Source organism: Lachnospira eligens (genome assembly GCF_009680455.1).
GTDB classification, from domain to species: domain Bacteria; phylum Bacillota; class Clostridia; order Lachnospirales; family Lachnospiraceae; genus Lachnospira; species Lachnospira eligens_A.
Genome location: NZ_WKRD01000002.1, coordinates 366,100 through 381,394, shown reverse-complemented (window position 1 = coordinate 381,394; position 15,295 = coordinate 366,100). Strand labels below are relative to the sequence as shown.

Annotated in this window: 13 protein-coding genes; 12 read left to right on the top strand and 1 reads right to left on the bottom strand. The window is 37.5% G+C overall.

From position 1 onward, the window contains the following. The first annotated feature begins 20 nt into the window (after positions 1-20). The 11 genes from GKE48_RS03645 (at position 21) to GKE48_RS03595 (ending at position 13,603) form a co-directional block, all read left to right on the top strand. Positions 21-1,175, top strand: coding sequence for a hypothetical protein (locus GKE48_RS03645; RefSeq protein WP_154300454.1), 1,155 nt, complete (start codon positions 21-23; stop codon positions 1,173-1,175). Beyond that, complete coding sequence (locus GKE48_RS03640) at positions 1,176-3,260, top strand: YfgM family protein (RefSeq protein ID WP_154300453.1); 2,085 nt, start codon at positions 1,176-1,178, stop codon at positions 3,258-3,260. It abuts the gene before it with no gap. Positions 3,261-3,269: 9 nt separating this feature from the next. Beyond that, positions 3,270-3,911 carry a hypothetical protein gene (locus GKE48_RS03635; protein WP_119226262.1) on the top strand — a complete coding sequence of 214 codons (642 nt, stop codon included), beginning with the start codon at positions 3,270-3,272 and terminating at the stop codon, positions 3,909-3,911. A 322-nt stretch (positions 3,912-4,233) separates the two neighbouring features. Next, on the top strand, positions 4,234-5,523 hold the full coding sequence (locus tag GKE48_RS03630; protein ID WP_012739966.1) for an IS110 family RNA-guided transposase: 1,290 nt from the start codon (positions 4,234-4,236) through the stop codon (positions 5,521-5,523). A gap of 873 nt (positions 5,524-6,396) precedes the next feature. Continuing rightward, entirely contained in the window at positions 6,397-6,696 is a 300-nt protein-coding gene (locus GKE48_RS03625; RefSeq protein WP_022097786.1) for a metal-sensing transcriptional repressor, read from the top strand. Positions 6,697-6,737: 41 nt separating this feature from the next. Next, positions 6,738-7,115 (top strand): heavy-metal-associated domain-containing protein, encoded by a 378-nt coding sequence (locus GKE48_RS03620; RefSeq protein ID WP_022097785.1) that lies wholly within the window; start codon positions 6,738-6,740, stop codon positions 7,113-7,115. A 6-nt stretch (positions 7,116-7,121) separates the two neighbouring features. Next, the gene (locus GKE48_RS03615; protein ID WP_154300452.1) at positions 7,122-9,665 is read left to right on the top strand and encodes a heavy metal translocating P-type ATPase; all 2,544 of its coding nucleotides are present in this window, start codon (positions 7,122-7,124) and stop codon (positions 9,663-9,665) included. 199 nt (positions 9,666-9,864) lie between these two features. Next, positions 9,865-11,325 (top strand): histidine kinase N-terminal 7TM domain-containing diguanylate cyclase, encoded by a 1,461-nt coding sequence (locus GKE48_RS03610; RefSeq protein ID WP_173016877.1) that lies wholly within the window; start codon positions 9,865-9,867, stop codon positions 11,323-11,325. A gap of 5 nt (positions 11,326-11,330) precedes the next feature. Beyond that, positions 11,331-11,894: an NUDIX hydrolase gene (locus GKE48_RS03605; RefSeq protein WP_022097782.1), complete on the top strand. Its 564-nt coding sequence runs from the start codon at positions 11,331-11,333 to the stop codon at positions 11,892-11,894. Positions 11,895-11,908: 14 nt separating this feature from the next. Then, positions 11,909-12,646 (top strand): leucine-rich repeat domain-containing protein, encoded by a 738-nt coding sequence (locus GKE48_RS03600; RefSeq protein WP_022097781.1) that lies wholly within the window; start codon positions 11,909-11,911, stop codon positions 12,644-12,646. 12 nt (positions 12,647-12,658) lie between these two features. Next, positions 12,659-13,603, top strand: coding sequence for an alpha/beta fold hydrolase (locus tag GKE48_RS03595; protein ID WP_154300450.1), 945 nt, complete (start codon positions 12,659-12,661; stop codon positions 13,601-13,603). A gap of 53 nt (positions 13,604-13,656) precedes the next feature. On the opposite strand, the gene GKE48_RS03590 is transcribed toward GKE48_RS03595, so the two are convergent. Next, positions 13,657-14,556, bottom strand: coding sequence for a DegV family protein (locus GKE48_RS03590; RefSeq protein WP_012739687.1), 900 nt, complete (start codon positions 14,554-14,556; stop codon positions 13,657-13,659). A 180-nt stretch (positions 14,557-14,736) separates the two neighbouring features. On the opposite strand from GKE48_RS03590, the gene GKE48_RS03585 reads away from it, so the two are divergent. Next, positions 14,737-15,285 carry a DJ-1 family glyoxalase III gene (locus tag GKE48_RS03585; protein WP_022097779.1) on the top strand — a complete coding sequence of 183 codons (549 nt, stop codon included), beginning with the start codon at positions 14,737-14,739 and terminating at the stop codon, positions 15,283-15,285. Positions 15,286-15,295 lie beyond the last annotated feature (10 nt).

The following is a 15,295-nucleotide window of genomic DNA, read 5'->3' as shown; positions in this document are numbered from 1 at the left end:
TAACTTTAAGGGGGATTACAATGAGAAGAATTGCAGCAGGATTAATGGTTGTAATGTCAGTTTTGCTTGTGTCGTGTAAGGGGAAACCAGGTAATACGATAACCGTAGGAAGCGACAAGCTTGATAATACGCAGTCATACTTTTCTGAAAGCATGCATATGGTGGCAAGATGTGATACAGGATATTATTATCTTGATAAATGCAGCGCATCAGATGATAATCTTATGTTTTATGATGATAAGTCGGAAGAAAGCATTGTGTTATGTAATAAACCACAATGTGGGCATGATGGAGAAGAGTGCATGGCATATATTTCAGGAAGCGAGTTTAAAAGTGAGTTGTATTACTATAATTCGTACATATATATGATAAGTTCCAAGGGAAATCTTGTACGGATAAGTGCTGACGGAACACAGAGAACATACCTTGGAAGCATATGCGTCCTGAGTGGACAGGATAGTGTGTCAATGTGTTTCAATGATGGATATGCATATGTATCTCAAGAGATAACGGGAGATATAGAAGGTAATGTAACAGTAAGGCTATACAGATTTAATCTTGATACGGGTTCGAGCGATAAAATATATGAAGAAACGGGATATGGTATAGGAATTAATTCACTTAAAACATATGGCAGTGACACATTTTTTTTAAAGACATCTGTTTCAAAAGATGATAAGGGATTATATTCATTGGAAGGAAAAGGAATATTCAGAATTACAGGGGAAGATACTGAATGTCTGCTTGACAAGAATGTGTATAGTTACTGTATAGATGCAGACAATAACAAGCTGTATTACAGCGGGCTTGGAGATGGAATAATATATGAATATGATCTTGGCAGCGGTAAGTCAGAAAGCATATATGAAAGTGATAATGATACAGGATATTTTTATATAACATTTGACGGAAATTATATCTGGATGGATGATGAAGGATATAAGAATATGGCAATGTATTTTAACAAACAGAGCAGTTCACTTGATTATACATTATATCAGTTAGACAGAGATGGAAAGCTCGCAGCAAAGAGAACGATTCCAGACGAGGAAAAGATATTTTCAATTATGCATGGGGATAGCAGTAGAATGTTTATGTTTTCATTTGTGAACAACAAAATTGTATATATTGATAAGAGCAACATTGAAAAAGGGGATATTAAGGAGCTTAGGTAGATGAAGGAACTGGGGAGACTGCTTAATAGAAAAACAATATTGCTAATTCTGGCTGCGGCATGTATATGTGTTGTGGTTGTTTTTGCAAAGGATTTTTCAGAATGCGGAATAGATAATTATAAGATTAAAGTAAGAGAGTACAACTGGCTGATTAATGGGCATACAGATGAACAGATACAGCAGCATGCTGACGAACTGGCACAGGATGATAGAAGAATATTTAAGAGACTTGCAAAGGAATACAAGGAAAAGTCTGATTATATTGATGGATATACAGAAAGTGTCAAAGCAGTTATTACAAATGCCTCGAATATGAAAAAATTCAGTGTGTTCGGTACATCAGAATCAATAGCCAATATCAATAAAACGGAAAATGATTATAAAAGGATTGAAAATGTACAGGTTAGGGAATTAAACAGCAGGGCAGTTGAGCAGTTTCTGAAGAATGATATTTCTATCTATATCGTTCTTGCGTTGATGATATATATTATTTATAACATTTACGAATACAGGGATAATGGAATGTGGCAGATTATCTATACTGCTGTCAATGGAAGAATGAGACTTGCAGTTAAGGATACTGCTGCAGTCGGATTGAGTGCTTTATTTGTATCACTGATTATGCAGTTATGCGGTCTTGTCTCTATGCTTGTGGTGTATGGTGGCTGGGATTTCCTTACCGCACCTGTACAGTGTCTGAAAGGGTATAATAATTTCACTTATCCGATAAGCGTAATGACATATCTTTTTATAAGATATATGATTATATCTTTGATAGTTATTGCAATAGTGCTTGTTATATCACTGGTATTTTCGTTATGCAGGAAAAGAATCAGTTCAGTTGTGCTGGTGGGTATAATTGCCGGAGCGGAAGCATTTGCATACCAGAATATATCAATGCAGGGCAGGTTAAGGATTTTCAAGAAGATTAATATAATAAATGTGATGAATGTAAGCAATATACTTAGGAAGTATGATAATATCATGATAGCAGGTGTTCCTGTGCGTATGATAAATGTGCTGTGCATGGTGTGTATTATTATAGCTGTAATATCAGCAATATTTCTTGTATTACTTGGAAAGGTTATCCGTCCGGGAAGAACCGCTGGCTTTATAGGAAAAATGATTGAAAAAATCGGACATGTGGTTCAAAGGATTTTGTCCAGACTTCCGCATTTCTGGAAAGAAATGTACAAATTTTTAATAACAGCAAGAGGCTGGATTGTAATATGTGTTGTTGTGTTTATAACAATATTTATATGTAATAACCAGAAAATAGCATATTCTGAAGATGAAAAGAAGCGTGATGAATATTATCAGCAGTATGGTGGCAGGGATTACAGTGGATTTACCAGTCTTATAGAGCAGAGACAAAATGATGTTTATGAGGCACAGGCAAAGTTAGATGCTGCAAGAGAACAGTATGAGTGGGGAGAACTTAGTGAGGATGATGTAAGCAGATATGTGTACAACCTCATGGATGCTACGAGACTGCTTGATAACATGAGCGAATATATGCAGCAGATTGAATATGTTTCACAGATAAAAGAGCAGTACGGAATAGATGCGTATGTTATGTCACAACGGGGATACGACCAGATATTTGGCAGTAAAGGAGCAACGAGAAAACTGCTTATATATATTATACTCGGATTTGGAGTTGTTCTTATTGCAGAGACTGAAAGCTCAGTGGAATATAAGAATGGAATGAATATGCTTATTGGCTCGTCTAAGAGAGGAAGAAGATGGGAACATACAGTTAAGGCTGCTGCTGTCTGCATATTGGTGGGGGTAAGTGCATTTTTACTGTATATAATCGAAATGATAATAATGTATAAGGCTTATGGTATGCCATATATTAATGCACCACTTATAAGCCTTACTTATATGAATACAGCAAAGGTATTCAGAAATATAACGATAAGCCAGTATATGCTTATTCTCATGGCAGAGGAGATACTATTCGCAGTAGCAGTCGGACTTGAAACAGTATTCGCTTCAAGGCACATTTTTAAAAAGAATTCAGGGAAAGGAATACCTCTGATTATAGTTATTAATACTGCTATATTATGTATTATTATGTGAGGGGGATGTATGAGAATTAAACAGTTTGTGATAATGATGATGATTATATGTGGCTGTGTATCAGCTGGATGTAAGAATAAAGAAGTACAGGAGAGTGACAAGACAGCAAGTGAAAGCAGCCGTTTAGCCAGACAGGAGGTGGAGTATCCCGAAAAAGAAGATACATATGGAGACTGGGCACAAGTGGGTGAATTCAAAATAAACAGCAGGTCTGTAGAACAGGATGTACATGACACAGATACATCATATCTTTATATAATGGGATTTTCGTGGCCAGTGCTGTATGATAAAGAGTCTGTAAAGTTTATAGAATACACTGCGTATAATGCACGTGTGCAGTTTGAAAAGAGAGAGGTGCAGCTTAAGGAATTCCTTGATAAAAAGGTTATTAAGACGCAAAGTAAAAAGATATCGGGAGCAGAGCAGGAAGAACTGGATTTAATATTGTATATGGAATTTCCAACAAGTACATACTCATGGTATATGAATAAACAATCACCAGATACGGTACGCAAGGAAAGAAATGACATGCTTAACGCCATACTTATAGAGGCAGAAGTTATATATGATGATGGAACAGAGGAGACTTGTTATTATAAGATTCAGACTGGAACAGCAGACAATTATGTGTTGTTTGAGAGAAACTTGTAGTTGAAAATAAAACTTTTTTGAAATGCTTTTCGCATTCTGGCAGTGTCAAATAGCATATGAAACCAGTGCATAAGTTGGTAAAAAGCCTACTAATGCTGCTAAATGAGATGAAATAGTAGGTCTTTTGAGAAGAAATTTTGATGGGAATTAAGGTGGCTAAAGAAAATTGCCTACTAAAGTTGTGATTTATGCGAGAATAGTAGCTTCCTGTATAATTCAAAGTGTAAAGAGTAAATGATTTTACAAAAATAGATACCTAAGTTAAACTGTCATTGCTGACCGGCAAGTTGGCAAATGAACAGAATAAGGAAGGTATCTATAAATGAATTGTACACAAAACAAGAAGATTGAGCAAGTAAAAGAAACAACAATGATTGTTGGCATTGATGTTGGCAGTGAAAAGCATTATTTCAGAGCTTTTAACTGGAGAGGCATCGAACTTACCAGAAAGCCTGTAGCGTTTTCAAACTCTATGGAGGGATTCAACAGCTTTTACAATACGATTGTGGAACTGATGCAGAAAAGTGAACTTGAAGAGGCACTGGTAGGAATAGAGCCAACCGGTCACTACTGGTTTGATCTTGGGCAGTTCATGGGTGAAAAGGACATAAAGTTTGTAATGGTAAACCCGCACCATGTGCATAAGACCAAAGAATTAGATGACAACAGTCCATCTAAAAATGACAGGAAAGATCCTCGTGTTATTGCAGGGCTTGTAAGGGATGGACGGTATTTTTATTCATATATGCCGACAGGTGCATATGCAGAACTGCGGAATGCGTCAAACCGTCGATTTGTGCTTGTAGAAGAACAGACAAGGGCGAAGAACCGTCTGCAGAAATGGATTGCAGTGTATTTCCCAGAATATAAGGGAATTTATACACACATAGATGCCAAGGGAGGAATGTTGGTGTTAAAAAAGGCACCAACACCTGAGGAGATAGTAAGACTTGGAGTGGAAGGTATCATAAAGATATGGAAAGACGCTAAACTTCGAGGAAATGGTCATAAGAAGGCTATGTTGATTCTTGCGGCAGCAATGAGAAGCATAGGATTAAAAGCAGGTCTTACAGAAGCCCGGATGGAGATACAGGATTTGATAGAGGATTATGAACTCCAGACAAAACGCCTTGAAAGGGTCAATGACCTGATCAAAGGACTGTGCCAACAGGTCAGGTATGCGGATAAGCTGCTTGAAATAAAAGGCATAGGAATAACAACAGTAGCAGGTTTCATAGCAGAAGTTGGCGATATTACGCGCTTTGATAGCACGAAAGAACTTCAGAAACTGGCAGGATTGGAACTGGTGGCAGATAGTTCCGGTAAGCACAACGGAAAGACAAAGATAAGTAAAAGAGGGCGCAAGCGTCTCAGATATTTACTTTTCGAGGCAGCGATATCGGTGGTGGGAAAAAATGAAGAATTCAAAGAAATCCACAGGTATTATACCACCAGAGAAAAGAATCCATTAAAAAAGATGCAGTCGCTGATAGTAGTAGCATGTAAGCTGATAAGAGTATTCCATGCGATTCTAACTAAGGGAATCAGATATGATGCATCAAAGATGTTGAAAGATATCAGACATCCGGGAGAACAGTTAAAGGCTGCGTAACCGAGTAACAAAGAACAACCATAATGATTACAGTAAGCGTCCGCCGAAAGGTGCTGTAATCGGAGTGTTTGGATCAGTAATGAAAGTACAAAGAATGAGCTGGTAGCCGGCAGGAAATTAAACCAGAGGGCATGACCCTGAATAGTAGCTAAGCTGGCACCCTGGTTATGGACAGGCAGAACGAAGGAAGTGAGGACCCACCGCAAGGAGGATGATCCTGTTGGACATGAGAGGTGAGCTGCCATATAGGGATGGGTATACATCGAAGCCATTTAAAACGGATAGTGATGACGCTTTATTTGGTGTACCCATTATTACTATATATCTGCCCTGTATGAGGTAAAGATCACTCCATAACCGTAATTCTATTCAATGACAGGTATCAAAAAGTATTGAATTTATTGAAAAAAACACTTGATTATATGGAGAGGCTGATTAATGCTGAAATTTACATAACAAATAATGCAACAACCTACCAAACTGCAGTTAATGTGGAGTTTAGTAGGTTGTTTTCTTGTATATTGAAGTCGTGATAACAGAGTTAGTGAAAAATACAACTCAATTTACCTACTAAAGAAGCGAGATGTAATGAATTAGTGGGTTTCTGACAATATTTTTATAAAAAATTTTCTTAAAAAACATACTAACGAAGTATATATCATGAGTTAGTATGTTTATCTTAAAATTTTCAGGTTAAATAAAAATTTTTCGATAAATAATCTCAATAATTATAGTTGACATATACCCATATGGGGTATATTATACATCATGTAAATAGAGCATACCCCACTAGGGTATGTTGCAATCACAACAGATAAATATAATAAAGCGTTTATCAGACACAGAATATAACAACCAGACTAAGGAGGAATAATGGAAAAAGAATGTTGCTGTCATAAGACAAAAGAACGCGATGCCAAGGAATATAAAGACCTCTGTAACAGGCTTAGCAGAATTGAAGGTCAGATAAGAGGGATTAAGGGAATGGTTGAGAAGGACGCATACTGTATTGACATTCTTAATCAGGTATCGGCAGCCCAGTCAGCACTTAACAGTTTTACGAAGGTGCTCTTAGATAACCATATCAAGAGCTGTGTAGTCCAAGATATTAAAGAAGGCAAGGACGATACGGTAGAAGAGCTTGTTAAGACAATCGGCAAATTCATACGCTAGAATTTGCACAAGGTAATGAAGTATAAAAGGAGATGCATTATATGGGAACAGCTATAATAATCGGCATATTAGCAATAATAGTAGTAATTGCAGTTATAAGCAGTGTTAAGCATATGAAAGGTGAAGGCGGCTGCTGTGGCGGTGGTGGAAATACTGTTGCGGAAGAGAAGAAGACACTTGATAATCCTGTAATTGCTGTTAAGACTGTAGATATTGAAGGCATGCATTGTGAAAACTGCAAGAACAGTATTGAGAGATCTGTTAACAAAATTGATGGTGCTTCATGCCAGGTTAATCTTAAGAAGAAGCAGGCAACAATTGAAGTTGACAGAGAAATCGATGACGCTGATATAAGAATTGCAATTGAGAGACTTGATTTTAAAGTGACAGGAATAACAACTAACCGCAGGGAGGAGTAGAGCGATATGGAACAGTACAATGTTACAGGAATGAGCTGTGCAGCGTGTCAGGCAAGAGTTGAGAAAGCTGTCAGCAATGTGCCTGGAGTGGAAAGCTGTTCGGTAAGTCTTCTTACTAATTCAATGGGTGTTGAGGGAACTGCAACCCCAGATGTAATCATTAAAGCTGTGGAAGCTGCGGGATATGGTGCATCAGTTAAGGGGGTAAAGAGCAGCAGTCCTTCAATGCAGGAGCAGGAAGATGCGCTGGCAGATAAGACAACCCCTGTTTTAAAGAAAAGATTAGCAGCTTCAGTTATATTTCTTGTTGTGCTTATGTATTTCAGCATGGGACATATGATGTGGGGCTGGCCGCTTCCGTCAGTACTTGAAGGAAATCATGTGGCTATGGGTCTTATACAAATGCTGCTTACAATAATAATAATGGTTATTAATCAGCATTTCTTCATAAGTGGTTTTAAGGGCTTGTTACATCGTTCACCTAATATGGACACACTTGTTGCGCTTGGATCAGGAGCAGCATTTGTGTGGAGCACATATGCACTTTTTGCCATGACAGACTGTCAGGTGAGAGGTGATATGGCAGGCGTGATGCACTATATGGATGAATTCTATTTTGAGTCAGCGGCTATGATTCTTACACTTATAACAGTAGGGAAAATGCTTGAAGCCCGCTCTAAGGGAAAGACGACCGATGCATTAAAGAGTCTTATGAAGCTTGCTGCCAAGACTGCGGTACTTTATGCAGATGGGCAGGAAACATGCGTCCCTGTTGAACAGGTTATGACAGGAGATGTATTTGTTGTAAGACCGGGTGAGAATATACCTGTAGATGGTGTCATCATTGAAGGTAACACCGCAGTTAATGAATCAGCACTTACAGGAGAGAGCATTCCTGTTGATAAACAGGAGGGAGATCAGGTAAGTGCAGCAACACTTAATACATCAGGATATATAAAATGCAGGGCAACAAGAGTTGGAGAAGATACAACACTTTCCAAAATAATACAGATGGTAAGTGATGCGGCTGCAACTAAAGCACCTATTGCAAAGATTGCTGATAAAGTTTCAGGTGTATTTGTGCCTGCGGTAATAATAATAGCAGTTATAACAATAGTAGTATGGCTGTTATGTGGCAAGGACTTAGGATTTGCACTTGCGAGAGGAATCTCAGTGCTTGTAATAAGCTGTCCTTGTGCGTTAGGGCTTGCAACTCCGGTTGCAATTATGGTTGGTAACGGAGTCGGAGCAAAGAACGGAATTATGTTCAAGACTGCTGTTTCTCTGGAACAGACAGGCAAGATGCAGACAGTTGCACTTGATAAGACTGGTACTATTACAGAGGGTGAGCCAAAGGTTACAGATATTATAACAGGTGATAGAATCCCACAAAATGAACTTATTGCTATAGCATATGGTCTTGAAAGAAAAAGTGAACATCCACTTGCAAAGGCAGTTGTTAATTATGTTGAAGAGAGTGGCGATAAGAATTCATTTGCAGAAGAAGTGACTGACTTTAAGGCAGTTGCTGGTAACGGACTTAAGGGAATGCTTGATACAGATGTAGTGGCAGGTGGTAATCTTAAGTTCATTTCAGAGTATTGTAATATCTCTGATGATTTAAGGAACAAGGCTGATGACTTATCATCAGAAGGAAAAACACCACTTTTCTTTGCAAGAAATAACAAGCTTCTTGGAATAATAGCTGTTGCGGATACTATCAAGAAAGACAGCCCACAGGCTATCAGGGAACTTCAGAATATGGGAATCAGGGTTGTGATGATTACCGGAGATAATGAAAGAAGTGCGAAGGCAATAGGAAAGCTTGCCGGAGTCGATGAAGTTATAGCAGGAGTACTTCCTGAAGGAAAAGAAAAAGAGATAGCAAGACTTAAGGAGCAGGGAAGTGTTATAATGGTAGGTGATGGAATTAATGATGCACCTGCACTTACAAGAGCTGATATAGGTATTGCAATTGGAGCCGGTACAGATGTTGCAATAGATGCGGCAGATATAGTTCTTATGAAGAACAGGTTATCAGATGTTCCTGCTGCTATAAGACTTTCAAAGAGAACACTTACCAACATACACGAGAATTTGTTCTGGGCATTCTTCTATAATTGTATAGGAATCCCACTTGCAGCAGGTGCGTGGATACCAGTATTTGGATGGACACTTAATCCAATGTTTGGTGCAGCAGCTATGAGCTTATCAAGCTTCTGTGTAGTAACTAATGCATTAAGACTTAATCTTATAAAGATATATGATACAGGAAAAGACCACATTTATAAGAAAAAGTCTAGCAAAAATAAAAATAAAACGACAAAAGGAGATAAAACTATGACAAAGACTATGAATATTGAGGGTATGATGTGTGGACACTGTGAAACTGCAGTTAAGAAGGCACTTGAGGCTGTTGATGGTGTAACAGAGGCAGTTGTAAGCCATGAGAATGGAACAGCAGTTGTTACACTTTCTAAGGAAGTTGATAACGATGTATTAAAAAAAGCTGTAGAGGATAAAGATTACAAAGTAACAGCAGTTAAGTAAGAAATATAATGAATAAGAATAAAGCTATAAGCTGCAAATGTATGTGATACATTTTAAGGTATGGAAAGCCCTACGTGATACAAAAGTGTCGTGCGGGGCTTTTTCAGTGCAGGGTAATTTTTATAACTGATAGTTGAGTAAGCTGTTTAATAATGTTAATATTATGTATATAGATTATGGGTATGGGAGATATGGGAATATGAATATTATGTATCTGTCTCTTTATGGAGTTGCAGCTGTGGTGCTTGCCGTGGTGTTTATAAGAACATGTCTTGAGCGGGATAAGATGACACGGATAGTGTGTCTTACAGAGATGCTTGCTCTCATATGCGTTGTGACATATTCGGTCAATTTTATCACAGATAATTACATGGCAATGTCGGTGGCAACAAGCATAATGATGGCAGCACAGGATTTTGCACTCGTTGTACTTTTAACGTATACAGGCATATTTACAAGGCTTGTAAACAGGATAACCAGAACTGCAGTTGTTTTGTGCATATTTGCGGCAATGGTTGATTCAGTTGTATTTATAATTAATATATTTAATGAAACGGCATTGAAATATAGTCTTAACAAATGTGGAGGAGTCTATGTTCTCGGCTATGAAGGCGAGCTGTGGTTTGGTATTCATGCGATGATGAATATGGTTATTGTAGCATTTATAATTGCACTGCTTATTATCAAATGCATACGTATTCCATCAGCGTATTGGGGAAGATATATATTTACGGCTGCCGGGCTTATTGTTATAATTGCTTTTAAATATATATTCATCATGAAAGCTGTTGACTTAAGGTTTGACATATCAATTTTTCTATATGCACTTATGGGAACAATGGTGTACTGGAATACTTTCTGGTATTCTAAGAAAAATATGCTTACAGTTACACATGAAATGATAATTGAACATATGCAGATTCCTGTAGTACTGTTTGATTATGAGGGAATTCTTGCAGATTTTAATTCTTCAATGAAGGATGTTGCAGGTAATCTTGAATACGATAACAGGGAACAGAATATTGAGTGGTTTGTCAGGGAGAATGACCTGCCTGTTAAACCTGGAGAGGATACATTTGAATGGAAGCATAATGACAGAATATATGACTGCAGGATTGAGAAACTTTCAGATGAAAAAAACCGACTGCTGGGTACTATTATTGTTATGCAGGATGTGTCGGAGTTAAAGAAGGCTTATGCTGAACTTGAAAATATGGTTATTTATGACCAGCTTACAGGAGTTTACAGCATGTACAGCTTTATGGAGCATTGTAAACAGTATGATGAATATAATGGCAGCGTTGCTGTAGTTGTCTGCGATATTAATCATTTGTCAGATATTAATATACAGTATGGACAGAAAGCAGGTAACCAGGCACTTATAAATGTGGCTGGTGTGCTTAAGAAGATACTTATGGACAGAGCATATATTGCAAGAATTAATGAAGGTAATTTTGTTGCAGTAATGAAGAATGTCACGGATGCAGAGGCTGGTAAAACATTTGAACAGATAAAGAGAACAGTAGAAAAAGAGTGCAATAATGGAAAGTTTGGTGTTACTATAGAATATGGTATTGCTATGAGAAAAGCTTCTAACAGATGGATAATGGATATTGTTCATGAAGCGGTTAATGATATGAGAGACAGGAAAGGCAGATAATACACATGAAGTTTGATGGTGTTAAAAAAGTTGATGAAGGAAGGTTTATCAGCAGATACGATCTCTATTATACAACTGAGGATGACAAGAAAAAGGTCTACGAGATTATCAGCAGAAACAAGGATATAAAGACGCTAGAAGATATAAGAAATGAAAAGACTGACGGAGTTGTTATTGTTGCAACTGATGAAGCGGATGAACATATTCTGATTAATAAAGAATATAGAATGTCAGTAGGAGATTATGTGTATAATTTTCCTGCAGGGCTTATTGATGAAGGTGAGACTCCTGAAGTGGCGGCGAAGCGTGAGCTTAAGGAAGAGACAGGGCTTGACCTTATTGTAATTGAAGACAAGCTTTATGACAGCTACAGTGCAATAGGATTTTCCAATGAGACAAATGCTGTGGTTATCGGAAAAGCATCTGGAGATTTTTCGCCAAGCACTTCAACGTTTGAGGAGATTTCGGCGGCATGGTATTCAAAACAGGAAGTAAAAGAGCTTCTTAAGGATAATCATTTTGCAGCGAGAACACAGGCATTTTGCTATATGTGGGCGAGAAATAAATAATAAAGAGGCAGGATATGTTTAGAGGAAAAAGAATAATTTCAGGAATTATGCTGGTGCTTATGCTGGTTAGTTTTATTGGATGTAAAAAGACTTCCAAAGCAGCAACATTTACATATGAGGAGAATGCTGCCGGTAATATAGTTATAACTGGACTTACTGATAAGGGAAGAGCAGATGCAAAGGTTATTGTGCCAGCTAAGATTGATGGCAAGAAGGTTGATGGAATAGGCAGTGGTGTATTCCGTGATGATACGACTGTTACTGATGTTGTTATATCAGATGGGATAAGTTATATAGCTGAAAATGTATTCTTAAGCTGCTATAATCTTAAAACAATTGAGATTCCGGAATCAGTTAATTCTATTGGAACTAATGCATTTACAGATACACAGTGGGAGTATGACCAGCTTGCAGATAACGATGAGATTATTGTTAATGGTGTGTTATGCAAGATAAGCATAGATAGTGGAACGTATAATATTCCGGATGGTGTAAGGACAATTGCTTCGGGAGTATTTTATAATAAAGATGGTCTTACACAAATAAATATTCCTGACAGTGTGGAAGTAATTGGGGCATATGCATTTGCTGGCTGCAAGGGACTTAAGGAAGTTAAACTGCCTTCAGGCATTAAAAGAATTGAGTATGGAGCATTTTCTGATATGAATATCAGTGAGATTGTTGTGCCAAAGTCAGTAGATTATATAGGAAATGAAGCATTTGAAGGAATTGAGAATGTCGTAAAACGATAAGGAGGATGGCTTATGATAAAGAAGAAAAGCAATTCTTTTCTATCATGTGATAGAAAGACGTCTGTTAATGTTGTTATTTGGTGTCCCGATGAGACAGAATATGACGAGCCTGTTGCGGTATTGCAGATATGTCATGGGATGATTGAGTATATTGACAGATACGACGGATTTGCAAGATATATGGCAGAGAGAGGCTTTGTTGTTGTTGGAAATGATCATCTTGGACACGGAAAGTCAGTATGCACGGATGATGATCTGGGATTTTTTAAAGATAAGAATCCGGGAGAGGCACTTGCAAAGGATGCACATCATCTTACAGTTCTTATCAAGAAAATGTATCCTGGTATTCCATATTATCTTGCAGGACACAGCATGGGGTCGTTTGTTACAAGAAGATATATATGTGATTACGGATATGAACTTGATGGAGTTATTGTAATGGGAACAGGACACCAGCCGGCACCAATGGTTTTTGCCGGAAAGGTGCTTGCTGATGTAGTAAGACTTATAAAGGGGGACCGTTACAGAAGCAGACTGATATCTAAGATTATGTTTGGTAATTATAACAAGCGTATAAAGAATGTAAGAACAGTCAATGACTGGCTGACAAGAGATGAAGCGGTTGTTGATGAATACAATGCCGGAAAACTGACAACATTTCTGTTTACGGTTAATGGTTACAGAGGACTTATGAATATGATTCTGTATGTAAGAAAGCCGCGCAACATAGAAAGAATTCCTAAGAATCTGCCAATGCTTATGATATCAGGACTTGATGATCCTGTGGGAGAATACGGCAAGGGCGTTTACAGGGCATATAATTCGTATCATGGTCACATTGATGATATTGATTTAAGACTTTACGAGGATTGCAGGCATGAGTTGTGCAATGAACTTAATAAAGAAGAAATATATGAAGAAATATATGGCTGGATTATGAACCATATGAGTAAGTAGGTTAATAAAAGCGGAATGGAAGTTTCAAACCATTCCGCTTAATTCTTTATTGATTATAATCTGATAGTGGTGTACTTAGGAATGCAAGCAATTCCTAATGCGTAAGGCCCTGTATGGCAGCCTGAGATAATACTGATTCTTGTCTTGAAATCTTCGCGTCTTTCGAGAAGCTTCACACCAAGCTGTGCTTCAACATCATCTCTGTATTTCTCAGCTTCTTCCAGATTAGTACAGTAGCCAACAGTGATATCCCAGTTTTCAATCGGCATTCCCTTTGATTCGATGTATTTCTGAATCATGTCAATAACATTAGATTTACCTTTGTTTCTTGTTCGTGTAAATCCACCAAGCCCAATTTCTCCTTCTTTCATAACGATGATAGGACGGAGACTTAATTTGCTTGTGATTGTAATTGCAGTCTTGGCAAGACGTCCGCCTTTACTTAAGTATTCAAGTGATTCTGTTGTAAACATTATTCGGCCATCGTTTCTTAAAGCTTCAAGAACTTTGATTGTATCCTCATATGAATACCCTGCTTTTCTCATCTGGAGAGCCTGATATATGAAGAGTGAAAATGATGCTGAATTAAGCAGTGAATTAATAACTGTAACTTTAGCATCAGGATGATCTTCTAATATAATGTCCTTAGCTGTGCAGGCTGAGTTATAAGATCCTGAGAAGTATGATGTAATTGTACATACAATAGCAGGTCTGCCAGCTTCCACACTTGGCATAATAGCATCAACAAAATCCTGCACACTTGGAAGAGATGACTTAGGAAATGCGCCTTCGTCTGTCATTCTTCTGTAGAATTCATCATGAGTAATGTCATATTGTTCTTTAAGATAATTAACACCATCAAAAGTTGTGTAGAGCGGTACAAGTTTAAGATTGTGTGTCTCTGCATATTCTCTAACAATATCGCAGGCTGAATCAGTGATTATATCAAACATAATATATATTATCCTCCGCGTTGTAAAAACGATTTGTTTTGTTAATTGAGATGATAACACATAGTTTTCAAAACCACAATACATTAATATTAATATTTTATAAAATATAAGTTTGTAAAATTAAAAAATTGTTGTATAATCAATTCGTATGTATATTTTTTCGAGTGGAGGAAATAATTAATGAAGGTATGTGCATTTCTTACAGATGGTTTTGAAACGGTAGAAGCACTTGCAGTTGTAGATATATTAAGAAGAGCGGATATTAAGACTGATATGATATCAATAACAGGTGACATTAATGTTAAAAGTGCTCAGGGGGTAATTGTTCAGGCTGATGAGCTTTTAGATGAATATGTATTTGAAGGAGATGAGCTGTTATTCCTTCCAGGTGGTCCGGGTCATAAGTCATATTATGATTGCAAGGATTTACTGGAACTTCTTAAAGAATACAATAAGAAGAATAACAGAATTGCAGCCATATGTGCAGCACCTTCAATTCTTGGAAATCTTGGATTACTTGAAGGAAAGAAGGCAATGGCATTCCCAGGCTTTGAAATGCAGTTAACGGGGGCAGTTATAATAACAGCACCGGAGAGGGTAGTTACAGATGGTAACATTACAACATCGAGAGGAATGGGTACATCACTAGATTTAGGACTCGAGCTTGTAAGACTTATTAAGGGAGAAGAACTTGCAGAGCAATTAAGGACTTCAACACAATATATATAATAAGTTTATT